This window comes from Bifidobacterium colobi (assembly GCF_018555455.1).
GTDB classification, from domain to species: Bacteria; Actinomycetota; Actinomycetes; order Actinomycetales; family Bifidobacteriaceae; genus Bifidobacterium; species Bifidobacterium colobi.
This window is the reverse complement of sequence record NZ_JAFEJU010000003.1, coordinates 295907-315442: the sequence shown is the minus strand read 5'-3', so window position 1 is coordinate 315442 and position 19536 is coordinate 295907. Positions and strand designations below refer to the sequence as shown.

Annotated in this window: 11 protein-coding genes and 1 pseudogene; 10 read left to right on the top strand and 2 right to left on the bottom strand. The window is 59.4% G+C overall.

Annotated elements, in window-relative coordinates; genetic code table 11:
• Nucleotides 1–87 precede the first annotated feature (87 nt).
• The 4 genes from JS530_RS05925 to JS530_RS05910 all read left to right on the top strand — a co-directional run bounded on the left by JS530_RS05925 (nucleotide 88) and on the right by JS530_RS05910 (nucleotide 6120).
• A complete protein-coding gene (locus JS530_RS05925) occupies nucleotides 88–1365 on the top strand; it encodes a glutamate-cysteine ligase family protein (RefSeq protein WP_214376261.1) in 1278 nt (425 codons plus the stop codon).
• Nucleotides 1366–1502: 137 nt separating this feature from the next.
• Nucleotides 1503–2135, top strand: a complete 633-nt coding sequence (locus tag JS530_RS05920; RefSeq protein ID WP_214376260.1) for a TetR/AcrR family transcriptional regulator — start codon at nucleotides 1503–1505, stop codon at nucleotides 2133–2135.
• A 340-nt stretch (nucleotides 2136–2475) separates the two neighbouring features.
• Entirely contained in the window at nucleotides 2476–3804 is a 1329-nt protein-coding gene (locus tag JS530_RS05915; RefSeq protein ID WP_214376259.1) for an MFS transporter, read from the top strand.
• Between the two features lie 180 nt (nucleotides 3805–3984).
• Nucleotides 3985–6120, top strand: coding sequence for a beta-galactosidase (locus JS530_RS05910; RefSeq protein WP_214376258.1), 2136 nt, complete (start codon nucleotides 3985–3987; stop codon nucleotides 6118–6120).
• Between the two features lie 166 nt (nucleotides 6121–6286).
• On the opposite strand, the gene JS530_RS05905 is transcribed toward JS530_RS05910, so the two are convergent.
• Nucleotides 6287–6952: a TetR/AcrR family transcriptional regulator gene (locus tag JS530_RS05905; RefSeq protein WP_214376257.1), complete on the bottom strand. Its 666-nt coding sequence runs from the start codon at nucleotides 6950–6952 to the stop codon at nucleotides 6287–6289.
• A 231-nt stretch (nucleotides 6953–7183) separates the two neighbouring features.
• On the opposite strand from JS530_RS05905, the gene JS530_RS05900 reads away from it, so the two are divergent.
• The 3 genes from JS530_RS05900 to JS530_RS05890 all read left to right on the top strand — a co-directional run bounded on the left by JS530_RS05900 (nucleotide 7184) and on the right by JS530_RS05890 (nucleotide 11686).
• Nucleotides 7184–8458, top strand: a complete 1275-nt coding sequence (locus tag JS530_RS05900; protein ID WP_214376256.1) for an MFS transporter — start codon at nucleotides 7184–7186, stop codon at nucleotides 8456–8458.
• 4 nt (nucleotides 8459–8462) lie between these two features.
• Nucleotides 8463–10022 carry an alpha-N-arabinofuranosidase gene (locus JS530_RS05895; RefSeq protein ID WP_214376255.1) on the top strand — a complete coding sequence of 520 codons (1560 nt, stop codon included), beginning with the start codon at nucleotides 8463–8465 and terminating at the stop codon, nucleotides 10020–10022.
• Nucleotides 10023–10339: 317 nt separating this feature from the next.
• Nucleotides 10340–11686 (top strand): glycoside hydrolase family 30 protein, encoded by a 1347-nt coding sequence (locus JS530_RS05890; protein WP_214376254.1) that lies wholly within the window; start codon nucleotides 10340–10342, stop codon nucleotides 11684–11686.
• Nucleotides 11687–11791: 105 nt separating this feature from the next.
• On the opposite strand, the gene JS530_RS05885 is transcribed toward JS530_RS05890, so the two are convergent.
• Nucleotides 11792–13063, bottom strand: a complete 1272-nt coding sequence (locus tag JS530_RS05885) for an ATP-binding protein (protein ID WP_214376253.1) — start codon at nucleotides 13061–13063, stop codon at nucleotides 11792–11794.
• Nucleotides 13064–13258: 195 nt separating this feature from the next.
• On the opposite strand from JS530_RS05885, the pseudogene JS530_RS05880 reads away from it, so the two are divergent.
• The 3 genes and pseudogenes from JS530_RS05880 (at nucleotide 13259) to JS530_RS05870 (ending at nucleotide 19288) form a co-directional block, all read left to right on the top strand.
• Nucleotides 13259–15783 (top strand): annotated as a pseudogene (locus JS530_RS05880) (glycoside hydrolase family 31 protein).
• A 108-nt stretch (nucleotides 15784–15891) separates the two neighbouring features.
• Nucleotides 15892–16530: a TetR/AcrR family transcriptional regulator gene (locus tag JS530_RS05875; RefSeq protein ID WP_214376252.1), complete on the top strand. Its 639-nt coding sequence runs from the start codon at nucleotides 15892–15894 to the stop codon at nucleotides 16528–16530.
• A 403-nt stretch (nucleotides 16531–16933) separates the two neighbouring features.
• Nucleotides 16934–19288 (top strand): glycoside hydrolase family 3 N-terminal domain-containing protein, encoded by a 2355-nt coding sequence (locus tag JS530_RS05870; protein ID WP_214376251.1) that lies wholly within the window; start codon nucleotides 16934–16936, stop codon nucleotides 19286–19288.
• The last annotated feature ends 248 nt before the right edge of the window (nucleotides 19289–19536 follow it).

Sequence of the window (19536 nt, the reverse complement as noted above, 5' to 3'; positions counted from 1 at the left end):
GGCATGATGCCCGCTATCGGTTTTTTATATAGCCGATTGGCGGGCATTCGGGCGCGGCAGTAACCTGACTCGCATACCATACCGTGTATGGTTACTCCGAGGATTAGTTATGCGCATTTGCTCGCCAAGCCGAACCCCAAGCATGTCGAAAGCCTGCTGAAGTTCTTCGAAAGCGGCCGCGCCGAGCGTGGTACAGGCGGTTTCGGTGTGGAAATCGAGCATCTGCCCGTGCATAACGGCAGCGATACGGCGGTCAGCTATTACGAGCCGAATGGTATTGAAGCGCTGCTGAAGCGTCTTGCTCCTTACTACGATGAAGAGAAGGAGTATTGGGAAAACGGTCATCTGGTGGGTCTTGGCAGGCCGGGTGTCTCGGTATCCCTGGAGCCGGGCGGTCAGGTGGAGACCTCGATCGGCATCCTGAAGAAGCCCAGCGATCTGATCACGTTGTACTCCAAGTTCCGTCGTGAAGCCGACCCAATCTTGAACGATCTGGGATTCCGTTTGGTCAACTACGGCTACCAGCCGAAGTCCAGCTTCGCCGATGTGCCGGTGAACCCGAAGGATCGTTATGATGCGATGACCGATTATCTGGGCCGCGTAGGCCAGTTCGGCCCGTGCATGATGCGCTGCTCCGCATCCACGCAGGTGAGCATCGACTTCGTGGATGAGCATGACGCCATCGAGAAAATGCGTTTGGGTACAGTGATCGGCCCGATTCTGGCATACTTCTTCCGCAACACCCCGTATTTCGAAGGTGAGACGAACCCGTGGCCACTGCTGCGCCAGCGTATGTGGGATTATCTCGACTTCCAGCGCACCAATGTGATTCCAGGGCTCTTCGACCCGCGTTTCGGCTGGGAGGACTATGCGGTCGACGTACTGTCCACGCCGTTGATGTTCGCCGATCTGACGCATACGCCCGAGGCTGTGGCTTCCGGTGCGACTCCCAAGGAACTGCACCGCCCGGCTTTCCGCGAGAACGCCGGCGACGTGTATCCGGATCGTGAACTCAACCCCTACGAGATCAACCACATCATCTCCACCCACTTCAACGATGTGCGTTTGAAGAACTTCGTGGAACTGCGCCATTGGGATTCGCTGCCGATCGAGCGTGCGGAGCGTCTGACCGAAATCGTGGCTTCCCTGTTCTATGTGCCGGAGAATCGTGAGCGGCTGGAAAGCTACTTCGACGGCATCTCCGAAGAGGACGTGTTCGAGGCCAAGGCCAATATTCAGGCACATGGCCGCCAGGCCTCGCCGTATGGCCAGCCGCTTGAATTCTGGAAGGAATTCCTGGGGTTGGAAGGCCTACTGGCAGACATCCCCGGCGACCCGAACCACCCGGACGTGTTCCAGGAGTAAGTGGAATCAGCCTGAAGCTGATAGCGGGAGCATATTCGCACTTGCATAGTGCTCTTATTCGTACTTTTCTCGCGAAAAGTGCATATGGGAGATGGAAAGCGTGTCTTATCGAATGAGCATTCGATATAATGGCGTGCATGGTAGCAGCGAAGCAGAAGCGAGTACGCAAAAGCCCCGAAGAGCGGCGCAATGAGATTGCACAGGCCGCCGTGCGTCTGGTGGGGGAGAAGGGCTATTACGGCACGTCCCTGAAGGATGTGGCTGAGGCGGTGGGCATGAGCCAGCCGGGCCTGTTGCATTACATTGGCAATAAAGAGGGCCTGCTGTCGATGCTCATTACCGACAGCTACGACACGTATGGCACCCCGGATGACTTCATGGCCTCCGGGCTGCCCGGCAGCGATCCGGACCGGCTGCTGTTCCCCTCGTACCTTCGCTATCTGGTCCGGTACAATGCGCAACGCCGCGAAATGGTGCGCTTGTACATGAACCTGGAATCCGAGGCGTTCAGCCCCGAACACCCATTGTACGAATACTTTGAAAACCGTCCGGAAGCGGTCTGGGATCATTATTGCCGGTATCCGTGGGCGATTCCCTCCCAACTGGGATTGTGGGAGGAGTCCATGAAGCCCGTGGTGCGCCTGTGCATCGAGGCCATGGATGGTGTGCAGCTGCGCTGGATGCGCCAGCCTCCGGTGGATCTGTACGATGAATGGCTCAAGTTCGAGGCGCTGATTTTCCCCTCGCCGCTGTGGGATAACTACCGTTGATGCTGTTTCGGGCGCATTGCCGACAACGCAGTCGGTGATGCGCCCGTGCTGTGCAGTGCTGTGTCGCGCCTGCAATGCTGTGCAGTACCGTGCTGTGCCGCGCCCGCAATGCCGCTGCTCTTCTTGATGAGTTGTAACTAGATAATGATTCATCCGCGTGTCGCGGTTGCTTATTTTGGGCTGAAAAACGCTGGAATTCCAATGATTCTCGACTATCTACTACTTGGTATTTAACAATTTGACAAAGATTGCGCGTGGGTTTATGCTAATGGCATATCTAATGCATGTTAGATACATGTCAAAGCAGACACGAGAAGCAATAGAAACACGAGGTTCAAGGATGAGTGCTTCAACCGCAATCCCCGCAGACGAGCGTCTGGCGGCCTTCAACGCGAATATCGAAGCGGCGGACAAGGATCCGTCGCTGTCTCCCGAAACCGGCAAGCAGATGGACAAGGTCACGCTGATCCGTTTCGGCGCCGGCTTCCTGGTCTTCGGCCTGCTGTGGATGAGCGGTCTGGCCATCGTCTCCGCCGTGCTGCTCACCAAGCACCTGCAGTCCATCTTCGGCCCGGACGTCGAAGGTCTGACCGGTGTGATCAACGCCTGCACCGCAGTCGCATCCCTGGTCTCCAACCTCCTGTTCGGCACCCTGTCCGATCGCTCCCGCTCCAAGTGGGGCCGTCGTACCCCGTTCATCGTGCTTGGCGCCATCCTCGGTGGCGTGACCCTGTTCCTCACCGGCATGGTGAGCAACGCCGTGGCCATCACCATCATCTACTGCCTGTGCATGTTCGGCCTCAACGCCATGATCGCCCCGCTGGTCGCCATGATCTCCGACCGCATCCCAATGAACGTGCGCGGCACCATGTCCGCCTTCTTCGGCGCAGGCCAGACCTGCGGCGCCCCGATCGGCACCCTGATCGGCTCCGCTTTCATCCTGAAGCCGTTCCCCGGCTTCATCCTCGCCGGTGTGCTGATGTTCCTCGGCGGCATCGTCGCCGTGATCATCGTGCCGAAGGAATCCTCCGCCGACTTCCTGCCCAAGGACGAGGGCAAGGCATCCGATGTGCTTAAGAGCTTCATCCCGCCGAAGTTCTCCACCGCACACGACTTCTACAAGGCGTTCGCCGGCCGTATCTGCATGCTGCTCAGCTACCAGATGATCACCGTCTACCAGCTGCTCATCTTCCAGAAGTACATCGGCCTCGATGACACCGCAGCCGGTGCCGCCATGGCCACCATGTCCGTGATCACCATGGTCGTCTCCCTCGGTGGCTCCGTGGTCGCCGGCCCGATCTCCGACTTCATCGGCCGCCGTAAGATTCCGGTCGTCGCAGCATCCGTGCTGTTCGCCATCGGTATGGCCATGCCGTGGATCATGCCGACCACGCTGGGCATGTTCCTCTACGCCGGCATCGCAGGCCTCGGCTACGGCGTCTACTCCTCCGTGGATCAGGCACTGAACGTCGACGTGCTGCCGAACAAGGAAGAGGCCGGCAAGGACCTCGGTGTGCTGAACCTCGCCACCACCCTCGGCCAGATGCTCGGCCCGGTGCTCATGTCCGTGATCACCATGACCCTCGGCTACGCCGCCGCCTTCCCGATCTCCATCGTGTTCGCGCTGCTCGGCTGCGTGTTCATCATGATGATCAAGGGCGTCAAGTAAGCACTGACCACCGGCTTCACGCCGGGACGTGAACTTCCCCCTTCCGAAATCCCTCCTCTCGTCAGACCGCTCGAAGAGAACCGCATCTCGCCGGGCGGTCTGACGCATATCACCCGAGTTCTCAACAAGTACCAGATCCCATACGGGCATCGCATCATCGAAAAAGAAAGACCAACGATTATGAGCAAGACCAGCGTTGACCGCATTCTGTTCGGCGCAGCCTACTATGACGAATACATGCCCGCCGGCCAAGACCGCATCGAAACCGACATGCGCATGATGGATGCCGCCGGCATCAACGTGATCCGCATCGCCGAATCCACGTGGAGCACCTGCGAGCCACAGCCCGGCGTCTTCGACTTCAGCCATGTCGATCGCGCGCTGGAGGCCGCAGCCCGCCACAACATCGCCGTCATCGTGGGCACACCCACCTACGCAGTGCCCGCCTGGCTGGTCAAGATGCACCCGGATGTGCTGGCCGTCACCCCGGCAGGCCCCGGCAAGTATGGTCCGCGCCAGATTATGGACATCGTCAACCCCGCCTACCGGTACTACGGCGAGCGCGTGATCCGCCGCCTGATCGAACATGTGGCGAGCCATCCGGCGGTCATCGGCTACCAGGTGGATAACGAAACCAAGTATTACGATTCGGTGAGTCCGGATATGCAGGCACTGTTCGTCAAGTACCTGCGCGCAAAGTTCCATGATGATTTGGACGCGCTGAACGCGCACTTCGGACTCGACTACTGGTCCAACCGTGTGGACTCCTGGCAGGACTTCCCTGACGTGACCAACACCATCAATCAGTCACTGCGTGGCGAATTCGACCGATTCCGCCGCGCGCAGGTGGCAGAATTCCTCGCATGGCAGGCGGATATCGTACGCGAATACGCCCGCGAGGACCAGTTCGTAACCCAGAACTTCGATTTCGAATGGCGCGGCTACTCCTATGGCATCCAGCCGGCAGTCGATCACTTCAAGGCTTCCAAGGCCGTAGACATCACCGGCGTGGACATCTATCATCCCACCGAGGATGAGCTCACCGGCACCGAAATCGCCTTCGGCGGCGATGTGACCCGCTCCACCAAGAACGGCGCCAACTATCTGGTATTGGAAACCGAGGCCCAAGGCCAGCACGGCTGGGTGCCGTTCCCCGGCCAGCTGCGCCTGCAGGCTTACTCCCATCTGGCTTCCGGCGCGGACATGGTGGAATACTGGCACTGGCATTCCATCCACAACTCCTTCGAAACCTATTGGAAGGGCCTCTTGAGCCACGACATGGAACCGAACCCCACCTATGAGGAGGCCGGGGTGTTCGGCCGCGAGGTTGCGGATACCGCTGTGGGCGGGCGTCTGGTGCATCTGGCCAAGCGCAACAAGGTGGCCATCATGGTTTCCAATGAGGCGCTGTCCGCACTTGAATGGTTCCGTGTGGAAACCGGATTCCCGGATGGCGTGGGCGTCAACTACAACGACATTGTGCGTCGCGTCTACGATGCCTTCTTCCAGCTCAACGTGGAATGCAACTTCCTGCCGGTGGATGCGCCCGCCGAACGTCTCGCGCAATATGCCATGATCGTGACCCCGGCGCTCTACTGCACGCCGGAGGAGACCATCGCCCGACTGCGCGACTTCGTGGCGAACGGTGGTCACCTGCTCTCCACGATGCGCTCGTTCGTCGCCGACGATGAGGTCACCGTATGGGCTGACCGTGCGCCGCACAACCTCACCGATGTGTTCGGCCTGACTTACAACCAGTTCACGCGTCCGAAGGGGCGGGTGGCAGTCGAGTTCGCCGATGATGCCGCACTTGCCGGCACGGCCGCAGCCCAAGCCGAGGCGCTGATCGAACTGCTCAAGGTCAATGCCGATTCCCATACCGAAGTACTCGCCCGCTACGGCCACTATGCATGGGAGTCCTATGCGGCGGTGACCCGTCACCAGTTCGGCCAGGGCAGCGCCGAATGGGTCGGCACCTTGCTTGATGCCGATACGATGCGCGCCGTGGTGCGCGAAGCCGTGGCGCATGCCGGCATCAATCCGGTTGGTCTGCCGCTCGCGGGCACCGTCACCGTGCGTCAAGGCGTGAATCAGGCCAGCGAAACCGTGACCTACCTGCTCAACTACTCAGCCGATACGGTGACCTTCCCCAGCCCGGTGGCCGGTTCGGTGGTCGTGGCTCCCGAAATCATCGGTCCGGACGGCACTGTTGACGACGCGGCATCCGCAGCGCTCGCCGTGCGCCCGGGCAGAAGCGTTGAGGTTGGCGAGGAGCTGACGATTCCGCGCTGGAATCTGGCTGTTATTGTGGACTGAATTGTCGACTGATCGACTCGATAGTTTCGTAAAACTCGCAAACAGGCCCATGATGCGCCGACGTGAACATGGTTCACCGTCGGTGCATCACGGGCCTGCCGCATTACTGAGCGCAGTGCGCGCAACGCCACCTGCGGCAACAGTCGCGGCATTGTGGCTGTTAGGCTCAGCGATACCCGTCCCAGATAGGGGAGGGGAAGAGGATGCGTTCGGCGCGAGCCCAGAGTTCGACCATGGATTCATTCGGATTGGTCATGGATTGCACCTGCACGCCATCCATGGCGAAGAACACGGTGACGATGAGGTCATGCATGGCTTCCGGCGTGCGGTACTGCTCGGGAAGCCTCCAATCGACATCCATCATCATCTTCAAAATCGTGGCATGGCGGTCACGGTAGAACTCATGCGCCGGATGCTGCGGGTCGGAAGCTTCCACCGCCAATTGCATGAACAGCGCCACCATTTGCGGACGTTCGGCATTACTGGCCACCAGCTTACGCAAATACGCCGGCATGCTGACCGATGTGGCTTGAGTATCGACTGCCGTGCCGGAATCATCAGAGGCTTCCTCGGCTTCCGGCATTGGCGCATACGAGCCGGTCTGCGCATCATAGAAGGTTTTGATCACGAGGGCGAGCACTTCCTCGCGGCTGGATACGTAATGGTTCAGACCTGGCACGCTCATGCCCACGGCATCGGCCAGCAATTGCATGGGGAACCCATATGAGCCGTATTGCACGATGAGCTTGACCGCCGCCTGCGCGATTTGCTCGCGGCGTTGCTGCGGAGTCAGCCTGATGCGTCGGCGAAGCGGATTGGTAGTCGAAGCCATGGTGATGTGCGTTCCCTTCTGTTGCTTTCCCGAGGGTACCACTGCCGATTGTCCGCCGGCACAGAAGCGGCATATGGGTGCATGATTTCCGACACGCCGGCACTATCTATTATCTTAAAGATATAAGATAGTGGGCATGCAGGCCAAGACGGCATGCTGATAAGCCAATCGCCCCGCACCAATGAAGGCCGGTCGAGATTGGGTAAGAATCAATGATTGCAAGGAGATTCCATGTCTCAGGAAAGCACTGCGGCTGCAGTCCAGCCCGCTCAGGCCTCCGGTCCGCTGTCCAAAATGGATAAGACCCGCTTCTGCGTAGCCTTCTTCATCTTCTCGTTCTGCTGGATGCTCGCCCTCCAGGTTGTGGCAGCCGTACTGCTGCCGCAGCGCCTGTCCATCATCGCCCCGGATTCCAAGGATGCGATCTTCGGCGTGCTGAATTCCGCCACCGCGCTCGCATCGCTGATCTCCAACCTGGTGGTCGGTAATATGTCCGACCGCACGCGTTCCATCTTCGGCCGCCGTACCCCGTGGATCGCGGCCGGCGGTATTCTCGCCGGCGTCACGCTGTTCCTCATCGGCTTCCTGCCAGACGGCGTGAGCATTGGCGTAAGCTACTGCCTAGCCATGGTCGGCCTCAACATGATGATCGCTCCGGTGGTCGCCTCGCTGTCCGACCGCGTGCCGGAAAGCCTGCGCGGCACTATGTCCGCATTCATCTCCGCCGGCACGCTGTTCGGCTCCGCCCTGGGGCAGATCGTCGGCGCCCAGTTCATTACCATGATGATGCCCGGCTTCATCGTCTCCGGCATCGTGATGGCACTGTCCGGCGTTCTGACGGTCATCTTCTGGCCACGCGAAGCCTCCAGCAAGGACATGCCCAAGCAGAAGGCCGACTTCAAGAGCATCCTCGTGAGCTTCAAGCCCCCGGTCAAGGACTCCCGCGATTTCTGGCTGGCGTTCGTGGGCCGCTCCCTGCTGCTGTTCAGCTACTACATGATCCTCAACTACCAGCTCTACATCCTGCAGGACTTCATCGGCCTCGACGACAAGTCCGCCGGCTCCACCCTGTCCATCATGAGCGTGGTGCTCATGGTCGTCTCCCTAGTCTCCGCCCTGTCCGCAGGCCCCATCTCCGATAAGATCGGCCGCCGTAAGGTGCCGGTCGTCGCAGCCAGCCTGCTGCTCGCCGTGGGTTACGCCATGCCGTGGCTGCTGCACAATGCCATGGGTATGATTCTCTTCTCCGCCATCGGCGGCTTCGGCTACGGTATGTATGGTTCCGTGGATCAGGCGCTGAACGTGGACGTGCTGCCGAACGAGGAGGAGGCCGGCAAGGACCTCGGCATTCTCAACATCGCCACCACCCTGGGTCAGATGGTCGGCCCGATCGTGACCTCCTCGATCGTGGTGGCTACCAAGTCCTACGCGCTGGTCTTCCCGACCGCCATCGCGCTTGCAGTGGTGGGCTGCGTGTTCATCATGCTGATCAAGAAGGTGAAGTAAACCGATGACCATCATCATCAATCCACATCAGGAAATCGGCAGCATCGATCCCAAGCTGCACGGACAGTTCATCGAATTCCTCGGCGAATGCATCGATGAAGGCCTGTGGGTGGGGGAGGACTCCGCCATCGAGAACGAACACGGCTACCGCAAAGCCACGCTTGACGCTTTGCGCGCGTTGAAGCCGCCGGTAATTCGCTGGCCCGGTGGCTGCTATGCCGACACCTACCACTGGCGTGACGGCATCGGCCCGCGCGAACACCGCGCAACCACGTTCAACGAGAACTTCGCCACCTACGAGCTGGACGACCATGCATTCGGCACCGACGAATTCCTGCGCCTGTGCGAGCTGATCGGCGCCGAGCCGTGGATCAACATCAATATGCTGTCCGGCACCGTGGCCGAGATGAAGGATTGGATGGAGTACTGCAACCGCGAGCAGCCCACCGATCTGGCCCGCGAACGCGCCGCCAACGGTCACGAAGCCCCTTATGGCGTCAAATACTGGGGCATCGGCAACGAGGTCTGGGCTGGCGGCGGCACGATGACCCCATCCACCTACCTCGATGAATACCGACGCTTCGCCTCGGCCATGCCCTCGTTCACCACGGATGTGTTCGCACCCTCGCCGATGTACGCCATCGCATGCGGCCCCGACGGCAACAAGCCGCGTGAACGCGTCAAGTGGACCCAGGACTTCTTCCGCGGACTCGCCGAATATCGCCAGCCGCGCATCAACGGCTACGATCTGCATTTCTACAACTGGAATGTGGATAACGACGCGGATACGCCCACCGAGTTCGATGAAGCCGGCTGGAACAAGGTCATCGCCGGATGCCTGGAGCTTGAGGACATCCTGCGCGATCAATGGCGTCTCATCAACGACGGGCTCGCACTCATCAACGAGCCGGAAGTGGCGATGGATACCAAGCTCACGCATGTGGATCTCATCATCGGCGAATGGGGCAACTGGCACAAGCCCGCATTCTATGCGCGCCCGGCGCTGAAGCAGCAGGTGACCATGCGCGATGCCATCACCACCGCGCTCACCCTTGATCTGCTGCAGCGCAACTGCGACAAGGTGACCATGGCCTGCAACGCGCAGACCATCAATGTGCTCAACTCGCTGATCCTCACCGAGGGTGACGCCACCATCCTCACGCCGAACTACGACGTGTTCATGATGTACCAGCAGCACCGGGGTGCCGTGGCGCTCGATGTGCCGCGAGCCGATGCCGATGACAAGGATGTGTATGTGTTCGCATCCAAGTCGGTGGACGGTAGCGAGCTGCTGATCAACCTCACCAATGCGCATATGAGCGATGAGGCAACGGTCACATTGGTGCTGCCGGCTGGAGCGCGCGTCGAGCAGATGCGTGAGCTTGCCGCAGCCGATCCCCACGATTGCAACACCGTTGACCAGCCCGATCTGGTACGCGCGCATGACGTCGACATCGATGATCATGTGGTGGCTCGTGCCAGTGGCGAATCGAACTCGACCAGTGAGATCACGGTTCGACTGTCTGCCGCATCCGTCAACACCTTGCGCGTGGCGCTCGCGTGATGCGTTGGCGCGATTGGTTGCATGATTGACGGCTCTGATGGCCTCCCTGGAACAAGGGGAGGCCATCATGCGTATGGCGGGCTATTGTGTGCGATGTGCCGGACCTGATTATTAACTACTAAAAAATAGATATCTTTTAATCCTGTTTCAAGAAATAATGAAGACACGCAGGTGTTTTCTAGGTTCTACTTGCGCTATACTTTATCTAGTAGCTGTTAGATAAAGAAGTCAACTGACGGCGAACGGCATAACTCAACGAAGAGCCGCGTGGCTGCAATAGCTGCGCCAGCCAACCATTATCAGAAAGGAAATCCATCATGACCACATGGATCGCCACCACCCCCGACGCCAAACTCGTCGATCGCTCCGCCGACGTTGCCGCCACCGGTGCGACCGCGGCCCCGGACCTGCAGCTCGACGGCAATGAATACCAGTCACTGCGCGGCTTCGGCGGCTGCTTCAACGAACTCGGTTGGTTGCCGCTGCAGACCGTGACCGAAGCCGAACGCGACCAGATCATCAAGGAACTCTTCGACCCCGAAGAGATGAACTTCACGTTCAACCGCGCGCCTGTTGCCGCCAACGACTTCGCCGACCACTGGTACAGCTACGACGAGGTCGAAGGCGACTACGACATGGAGCACTTCTCCGTCGAGCGCGACGAGGAGACCCTGATTCCGTACATCCACCGCGCCCAGGAATGGCAGCCGGATATGCGCCTGTTCTCCAGCCCGTGGTCCCCGCCGACCTGGATGAAGCGTCCGAAGGCCTACAACTACGGCCGTCTCATCCAGACTCCGGAAAACCTCACGGCCTACGCCAAGTACCTGGTCAAGTACATTCAGGCCTACGCCGAGCACGGCATCACCGTGAACCAGCTGCACGTGCAGAACGAGGTGTTCGCCGACCAGAAGTTCCCGAGCGCCCTGTGGGATGCCGAGGCGCTGAAGGTCTTCATCCGCGACTACCTCGGCCCCGCCTTCGACAAGGCCGGCCTCGACACCGACATCTGGCTCGGCACCCTGAACGGCCCGGAAGACATGAAGTGGACCGGCGGCGGCTACGGCATGGCCCTGAACAACTACAACCGTTTCGTGGACAACATCCTCTTCGACGACGGTGCCCGCCACTACATCAAGGGCATCGCCTACCAGTGGGCCGGTCAGAACTGCATCGCCCGCACCCATGAATCCTGGCCCGAGATTGAACTCATCCAGTCCGAATCCGAGTGCGGCGACGGCCAGAACACCTGGGAATACGCGGAATACGTGTTCCACCTCATCAACCACTACTTCCGCAACGGCGCCACCGCCTACACCTACTGGAACATGATTCTGGACGATCAGGATTCCACGTGGGGCTGGTGGCAGAACTCCCTGTTCACCATCACCGCCGACACCCACGAAGTGCGCCGCAACCCCGAATACTACGTGATGCGCCACTTCTCCAAGTATGTGCGCCCGGGCGCCAAGCTGCTTGGCACCACCGGCCACTTCAATTCCATGGCCATCGCCTTCCGCAACCCGGACGGTACCGTGGTCGTGGTGGCGCAGAACGCGCTCGAAAACGAGATGCCGTTCGAATTCGCCGACCCGGCCGACGCCTCCCGCGGCATCAAGGTAACGCTCGCTCCGCGCTCCTTCAACACCTTCGTGCTTGACTGATTGGGTTCAGTATGGTGAATGAACCGCGCCCTGATCATGGGTCTGTAGAACAGCAGTCCGATGATCAGGGCGCGGTTTCCTTATGGTCATTGTGTGCACGCATGCCTAATTGCCGAGTAGCCAGTCTTTTGCGTTGACCACGGTGATGCCTTTCTCGCTGATCCCTGCCGAGTACGGGTCGAGGGTGATGATAATTCGGGGGAAAGCGTCGGTGAGGGATACAAGTGGGGCAAACTCGCGCGCGCGAGTGTTTTCGTCCAATAAACTAGCGGTGACTTGAATATATTGCTTTTGCATGCCACCTGATGCGATGTGCGAAGCGATGAAGTCGATTTCTGATGTATCACTGGTCCCGATGCTGACCGTATATCCACGGCGGATGAGTTCCATGTATACGGCGCATTCCAGACGAGCGCCAATGTCGCGTGGGGAAAATCCTGTTGAGAGGCCTCTGAAACCGTTGTCGACTGGATAATATTTGCTCAGCGGTCGTAACACGGTTTTTCCCTGCATGCCTTCTTGACTGGCTCGGTACAGCAGAAATGCGCGGCGTAGTGCGTCAACTTGGGTGATGACGGTTCCTGTGCTGATGGGTTGTCCGGCGCTAGTCAGGGTATTGGCTACATTGCGCGCGGAAAACAGCGAGCCGGACGTGGAGAATAGGAACCGGCTCAGTTTCTCCAGACTGCTGAGATCGCGTATGTTGTATCGTTGGGCAACGTCTTTGAACAGGATGGATTGGTAGATATCGCGCAGCTCGGCTCCTATGGATTCCGTAGTTCTTTCTCGCAGTGCAAAGAGGCCGGGCATGCCGCCATAGAGTAAGTATTCGGCGAGCAGATCGTCTTGGAAACGGCCCTGTGCTTCCTTGGTGCTGCGCGAGAAATCAAGGTATTCGCTGAACGACAAGGGGAAAGCGGGAATCTCGATATAACGACCGGTGAGGTAGGTGGCCAGATCGCTGGAGAGCAGATTGGCGTTGGATCCAGTGATGTAGACGTCAGTGTTTTCTCGCGTGTGCAAACGTCTGACAACCTTTTCCCATCCGGGGACGTCTTGGATTTCGTCGAGCATCACAGTGAAAGGATAGGCTGTGTCGGCTCGCTTAGTCGCCTGAATGAGTTCCTCATGCAAGTCTGCGGCGTCGTAGTCAAGAGGAATGTCGAATGCATCGAATCGCTTATAGAACAGGTTTTGGCTGGGAATGCCATCAGAAACCAGCGCGTCGGCCAGCATGGTGAGCACCGTCGACTTGCCGCAACGCCTGACTCCGATAATGACCTTGATATCTGGTGTGTTTCGATGGGCAAGTACCCGATTCAATAAGGCTGGGCGAGGAATGTAATCAGGAGTAATGCGGTTGCTGAGCTGATTCATTGTATCCTCCTGATTGTTGTAAAATGTCAAATATACTGTTCGATATTACTATATATAGGATAATTGAACAATATAATGAACAACTTAATGGTTGGGTAGTACTGTTGTGCGATATGTTTGATGACTTGATTTGGCGGCTGATGATGATATCGTTGTCATGAACAGCAGGCGGCACCCCACGCAAAGGAGCTTGGCATGACCTTCCCGAAACTTGCGACCAACCCTGGCATGAACCCGGCGGCGGTGATTCAAGGCGACCGCTGGCGCATCGGCGTCATCACCGAATCGCTGATCCGCCTTGAATGGCAGGAAGGTGGGCGCTTCGAGGATCACGCCACGCAGATGGTTGTGAATCGTGACTTTGCTTGTGAAGCCCCACGCTTTACCCAAACCGTGCGTGACGGTCTGCTCATCGTTGATACGCCGGCCTTGCGCCTGACCTATGATATGCAGCCCTTCAGCAAGGAAGGCCTGAGCATCGTGGTCAAGGGCGTATCGAACTCCCAGATGAACACCTGGCATTACGGCGACGTGCAGCGCGGCAATCTCAGGGGTACCGCCCGCACGCTGGACGAAGTGAACGGCGAAACGGAACTTGGCCTCGGTGTGATTTCCCACGATGGCTGGGCGGTCATCGATGACTCGGCATCCAATATCGTCGTTGAAGGCGATGAAGCTGCCGAAATCAACGGTGAATCCAATCCGTTTGGCGCCTGGGTGGTTCCGCGTGACAACGATGGCATCGACCTGTACTTCTTCGGCTACGGGCACCGATTCATTGAAGCCGTACAGGACTTCTACCATTTGACCGGCCCGACCCCACTGCTGCCACGCTTTGCGCTGGGCAACTGGTGGAGCCGCTACCACCGATACACCGAAGACGAATATCTCGAACTTGTGGATCGTTTCGAGCAGGAGGGCCTGCCATTCACCACCGCCGTCATCGACATGGACTGGCATCTCGTGGACGATGTTGATCCCCAGTACGGCTCCGGTTGGACTGGCTACACCTGGAACCGCCAATTCTTCCCCGATCCCGAACGATTCCAACGCACTCTGCATGAACATGGTCTCAAGGCCACGCTGAACGTGCATCCGCGCGACGGCATCCGTGCTTTCGAGGATGGCTACGCCGAAGTGGCTGAGCACATGGGTGTTGACCCCGCAAGCGAAGAGCCGGTGGAATTCGACCTCACCAGCCCGTGTTTCATGGACGCGTACTTCCAGCTCCACCACAAGTTGGAGAACATGGGTACCGATTTCTGGTGGCTTGATTGGCAACAAGGCGGTGTGACCCGGCAAAAGGGTCTGGACCCGCTGTGGATGCTCAACCATATGCACTATCTCGACTCGGGACGCGACGGCCATTGGCCGCTCACGTTCTCGCGTTACGCCGGTCCTGGCTCGCATCGTTACCCGGTAGGCTTCTCCGGCGACACCGTGGTGACTTGGGAGTCACTCAAATTCCAGCCATACTTCACGGCCACCGCATCCAACATCGGCTACGGATGGTGGAGCCACGACATCGGCGGCCACATGTTCGGCTACCGCGATGAGGAGCTGGAAGCCCGCTGGTACCAGCTCGGCACATTCAGCCCGATCAACCGCCTGCACTCCACCGATTCACCGTTCAACGGCAAGGAACCGTGGAACTTCCATGCCCAGACCGAAGCGGCGATGGATATGGCGCTGCGGCTGCGCCACATGCTGCTGCCGTACTTGTATACGATGAACTGGCGTGCCGCTTCGGAAGGCCGTCCGCTGGTGGAGCCGATGTACTGGCAGTCGCCGGAAAACGTGAACGCATACGGCGTGGAGCAGGAATTCCGCTTCGGCACCGAGCTGATTGTGGCTCCTATCGTGACTCCCGCCGACCGCGATGTGCAGATGGCCAAAGCCGATGTCTGGCTACCGCAGGGCACCTGGTTTGACTTCTTTACTGGTCGCCGTTACGAATCGCGTTCAGTCAACGGCCGTAAATTCGAGGTGTGGCGTGGGCTTGATGGCATGCCGGTATTCGCCAAGGCTGGTGGCATCGTGCCGCTTCAGCAGCTGGATGAGCTGAACGGCCGTGAGAACTCCGTCGCGAATCCCGTGCATCTGGAGGTGCTGGTGTTCCCCGGTGCGTCCGGTTCGTTTACGCTCAAGGAAGACGATGGCTCCAATCAGGCTCGTCCGGACGAGACGGCGCTGGCCGCCACCTCCATGACCTTCAACTGGCGTGGGGGAGCGGACGATGCCGCGAGCCTTCCGGGCATTCCGCTTTCGTTATCGGACCGGTATCCGGCAATACCGCGGCCGTTCCCGAACGCCGCACATGGACCATCACCTTCCAAGGTGTGGAACGCACCGATCTTGTGGCTACCGTGGATGGCAAGCCCGTCGAGGCGCAGCTTTCGTATGATGCGGATACGTTCGGCTTGGCAGTCGCCCTCGCCCATGTGCCAGCTGCTGCGCGAATCGAAATCTCCGGTGACTTGGCCATTGCCGAAGATCCCGCCATCGAAGATGCCTTCCGAGTGCTGTACGACGCGCAAATCGACTACCTCACCAAGGAGCGCGCCTACACGCTCATCCGCGAAAACGGGGCCGGAGCATTGGGCGCTTTGCACACGTTGGAAAGCAAGGCCAGCAGCCATCCGCGTCACGACTTCGACGATTCGCATATGCCGACCTCGGTGATTCAAGCCGTGGCCGAGCCGTTGCTGCGCACTGCGTGACCGAGTTCGCGGTGATTTGCTGATTGACGGAAAGGCTCCTACTGTGATTGTTCGCAGTGGGAGCCCTTTGTTACCGCTTGGTAATGAGGTGGGATACACTAGGCAGCTATGGCCGCAGAAACCACTTCCAATCACAAACGAGTCCGTAAGTCGCCGCTTGAACGCAAGCGTGAGATTCTCGACGCCGCAGTGCGTCTGATCTCCGAGCGAGGCTACAACGGCATCTCCGTGCAGGATGTGGCCGATGCGGTGGGCGTCACCAAGCAGGGTGTGCTGCGCTATATAGGCAGCAAAGACAACATGCTCTCGATGGTGTACCTCGACAACTACAACGAGGGCGGCAACGTCAGCGATTTCAAGGCTTCCGGGCTACCGGGATCCACTGTTGACGATTTGCGTCTGCCTGCCTATCTGCGCTATCTGGTGCATTACAACTCGCAGCGCCGCATGCTGGTGCAGTTGTTCTCCGTACTGCAGGTGGAAACGTTCAATCCCGACCACCCGCTGCATAAGGAGTTCGCCGTTCGTCAGGATTCGATCTGGCAGTACTATGCCGGCTTCGATTGGCGTATCCCGCCGGCATTCTCCTCATTCGATGAGGTTCGCCCCACCGTGCGCAAGGCATTGGAGGTCATGGACGGTATCCAGTTGCGTTGGTTGCGCGAACCCGCCATCGATTTGAACGAAGAATGGGCCGAATTCGAGCCGCTGCTGTTCCCGTCCCCACTGTGGGACGGCTATCGCTGAGTCTCGGGACTCAAGACTTCACAGACTGTTGGTTGGAAGGTGCTCAACCGGCGCTAAGTATGCGGCTCAACGATGGTCCCGCATACATAGCGCCGGTTTGAGCCTCAGAAACGGCGCTAAGTATGCGGGTGTACCGTTGGCGCGCATACATAGCGCCGATTCCCACCCCTGAACCGGCGCTAAGTATGCGGGTGTACCGTTGGCGCGCATACATAGCGCCGATTCCCACCCCTGAACCGGCGCTAAGTATGCGGGTGCTGTGTTGGGACGCATACTTAGTGACTGTTTGCTGAGATTCCATGACGCTTTATGTTGTGCTTTCCGCGTGTTGCATCGTATGTCGCGTTAAACTACCAATCGGTAATTAAAGATGTTCGATTTCATCGAGGAAAGCGAAACCACCATGGCTGAAACCACCGCAACCGCAGCAACCCTGCCCTACAAGAACCCCGATCTGCCCGCCTCCGAGCGCATCGCAGACCTGCTCTCCCGCATGACGCTGGAGGAGAAGGTTGGCCAGATGATGCAGCTCGACGCCCGCGGCGGCGACCTGGATGACCTGATCGTAAACAAGCACGTCGGCTCCATCCTGCACACCAGCCCGGAAGACCTGCCTCGCGCAGTGAAAACCGTCAACGAGAAAACCCGCCTCGGCATTCCGCTGGTCATCGGCGATGACTGCATCCACGGCTACTCCTTCTGGCCAGGGGCCACGATCTTCCCCTCACAGCTCGGCATGGCACTGAGCTGGGACGCGGAAAAGGTGCGTCAGGCAGGCCGCGCCACAGCCGAAGAGGTCTCCTGCACCGGCGTGCACTGGACGTTCTCCCCGGTATTGTGCATCGCGCGCGACACTCGTTGGGGACGTGTGGACGAAACCTTCGGCGAAGACCCGATGCTGATCGGTGAACTTGCCTCCGCCATGGTCAAGGGCTATCAGGGCGGTGCCAAGGCCGGCGAGACGCTGCCGAAGGACGCGATTTTGGCCTGCGCCAAGCACTTCGCCGGCTACTCCGAAACCCAAGGCGGCCGCGATGCTTCCGAGGCTGACCTGTCCCATAGGAAGCTTGAATCTTGGTTCCTGCCGCCGTTCGAACGCGTAGCCAAGGAAGGCTGCGGTACGTTCATGCTCGGCTATGAATCCATCGACGGTGTGCCGGTCACCTTCAACAAGTGGCTGCTGACCGATAAGCTGCGCGGCGCATGGAAGTACAACGGCACACTCATCACCGACTGGGATAACGTGGGCCGCTCCGTGTGGGAGCAGAAGGTCAAGCCGGATTATGTGCACGCCGCCGCGGACGCGGTCAAGGCCGGCAACGATCTGGTCATGACCACCCCGCAGTTCTACGAGGGTGCCATCGAAGCCGTGAAGACCGGCCTCTTGGACGAATCCCTAATTGATGAGGCCGTGGCCCGCATCCTGGCACTGAAGTTCCGTCTCGGCCTGTTCGAAGATCCGCGTCTTCCGGATGCGGAGCGCATCAAGACCGTCATCGGTTCCGAGGAACACCAGCAGATTAACCTCGAACTGGCCCGTGAGGCCGTGGCGTTGCTGCGCAACGACGGCCACCTGCCGTTCGCCGCAAGCCAAGCCAAGCGCATCGCCGTGGTCGGCCCGCTGGCCGATGATGCACAGAACCAGCTCGGTGATTGGACCGGCAACTCCGGTCAGGTCTCCTGGATGCCGGACGGCCAGCCCCGCGAGATGATCACCACCGTGCTTGACGGTATCAAGCAGCTTGCCGGCGATGGCGCCGAAGTCGTCTACTCTCGCGGCGCCAACATCGTGGATCTCGTTACCGATCCGGCCGGCGAATTCTATCCGGACGGCCAGCCTCGCCCGAAGATCGGTGTCTCCGCCGCCATTGACCAGGCGTTGCTCGACGAAGCCGTGGCCAATGCACGCCAATCCGATCTGATTGTGGCCGTGGTGGGCGATACCGTGCAGCTCACCGGTGAAACCTGCTCCACCGCCACCCTTGAACTGCTTGGCGGCCAGAACGCACTGCTCAATGCGCTCGCAGCCGTGGCCAAGGAAACCGGCAAGCCGATGGTCACCGTGCTGGTAAGCTCCAAGCCGCAGATTCTGCCCGCCTCCATCGTGGGGGAGAATGGCGTATTCGCCAAGCGTGTCAGCGACCCCGCAACCGGTACCGGCTCCATCCTGTGGGCTGCGAACCCCGGCATGAAGGGCGGTCAGGCCATCGCCGAAATCATCTTTGGCATCACCAACCCGTCCGGCCGTCTGCCTGTCACCTTCCCGCGCCACGCCGGTCAGCTGCCGGTCTACTACAACCAGGTGCGCGGCCAGCATGGTGACCGTTACGCCGACCTCACGCAGGATCCGGCGTTCGCATTCGGCGAAGGCCTGAGCTACACGACCTTCGAATATGGCGAACCGGTGATCACCGGCGGCGCATCGAACGCCGACGGCACTTTTGCCGAATCCGACACCGTGCACGCCGAAATCACCCTCACCAATACAGGCGAAGTCGCAGGCACCGAGGTCGTACAGGCCTACATCGGCGACATCGTCACCTCCTACAGCTGGACCGACCGCGAACTCAAAGCCTTCCAGCGCGTGGCACTTGAGCCGGGTGAAACCAAGACCGTCGCGTTCGAGATTCCGGTGGCCGACTGCACCATCGTGGATTCCGAAGCCAACCGTATTGTGGAGCCCGGCGAATTCGAGCTGCTGATCGGCCATTCGTCGCGCCGCGAAGACCTGAAGCGCACCACCTTCACCGTCGCATGATGATATCCGCATGATAGCCGTAGCGCAACGCTTCGCATAGAGGAACGGGCCGCCTTCTCATTCAGGAAGGCGGCCCGTTTGTCGATACAAGGCATCGGCGAATAATCCCAATAATCGCAAGTCGTCAATCGATTCACGCGTGGCGGTTCCGAACTGCGAATCCTTTCCTGCGTATCATAGGAACTCATAGATGGTTTCCGGGCCGGCGCAAGGTTCCGGATATGCGTAACTACACAGCCAATAAAGCC

Excerpts from the sequence above, each read along its gene's own strand:
- JS530_RS05885 (WP_214376253.1), bottom strand. The coding sequence starts at position 13,063 with ATGAATCAGCTCAGCAACCGCATTACTCCTGATTACATTCCTCGCCCA.
- JS530_RS05920 (WP_214376260.1), top strand. The coding sequence starts at position 1,503 with ATGGTAGCAGCGAAGCAGAAGCGAGTACGCAAAAGCCCCGAAGAGCGG.
- JS530_RS05890 (WP_214376254.1), top strand. The coding sequence starts at position 10,340 with ATGACCACATGGATCGCCACCACCCCCGACGCCAAACTCGTCGATCGC.
- JS530_RS05900 (WP_214376256.1), top strand. The coding sequence starts at position 7,184 with ATGTCTCAGGAAAGCACTGCGGCTGCAGTCCAGCCCGCTCAGGCCTCC.
- JS530_RS05895 (WP_214376255.1), top strand. The coding sequence starts at position 8,463 with ATGACCATCATCATCAATCCACATCAGGAAATCGGCAGCATCGATCCC.
- JS530_RS05905 (WP_214376257.1), bottom strand. The coding sequence starts at position 6,952 with ATGGCTTCGACTACCAATCCGCTTCGCCGACGCATCAGGCTGACTCCG.
- JS530_RS05925 (WP_214376261.1), top strand. The coding sequence starts at position 88 with ATGGTTACTCCGAGGATTAGTTATGCGCATTTGCTCGCCAAGCCGAAC.
- JS530_RS05870 (WP_214376251.1), top strand. The coding sequence starts at position 16,934 with ATGGCTGAAACCACCGCAACCGCAGCAACCCTGCCCTACAAGAACCCC.
- JS530_RS05915 (WP_214376259.1), top strand. The coding sequence starts at position 2,476 with ATGAGTGCTTCAACCGCAATCCCCGCAGACGAGCGTCTGGCGGCCTTC.
- JS530_RS05910 (WP_214376258.1), top strand. The coding sequence starts at position 3,985 with ATGAGCAAGACCAGCGTTGACCGCATTCTGTTCGGCGCAGCCTACTAT.
- JS530_RS05875 (WP_214376252.1), top strand. The coding sequence starts at position 15,892 with ATGGCCGCAGAAACCACTTCCAATCACAAACGAGTCCGTAAGTCGCCG.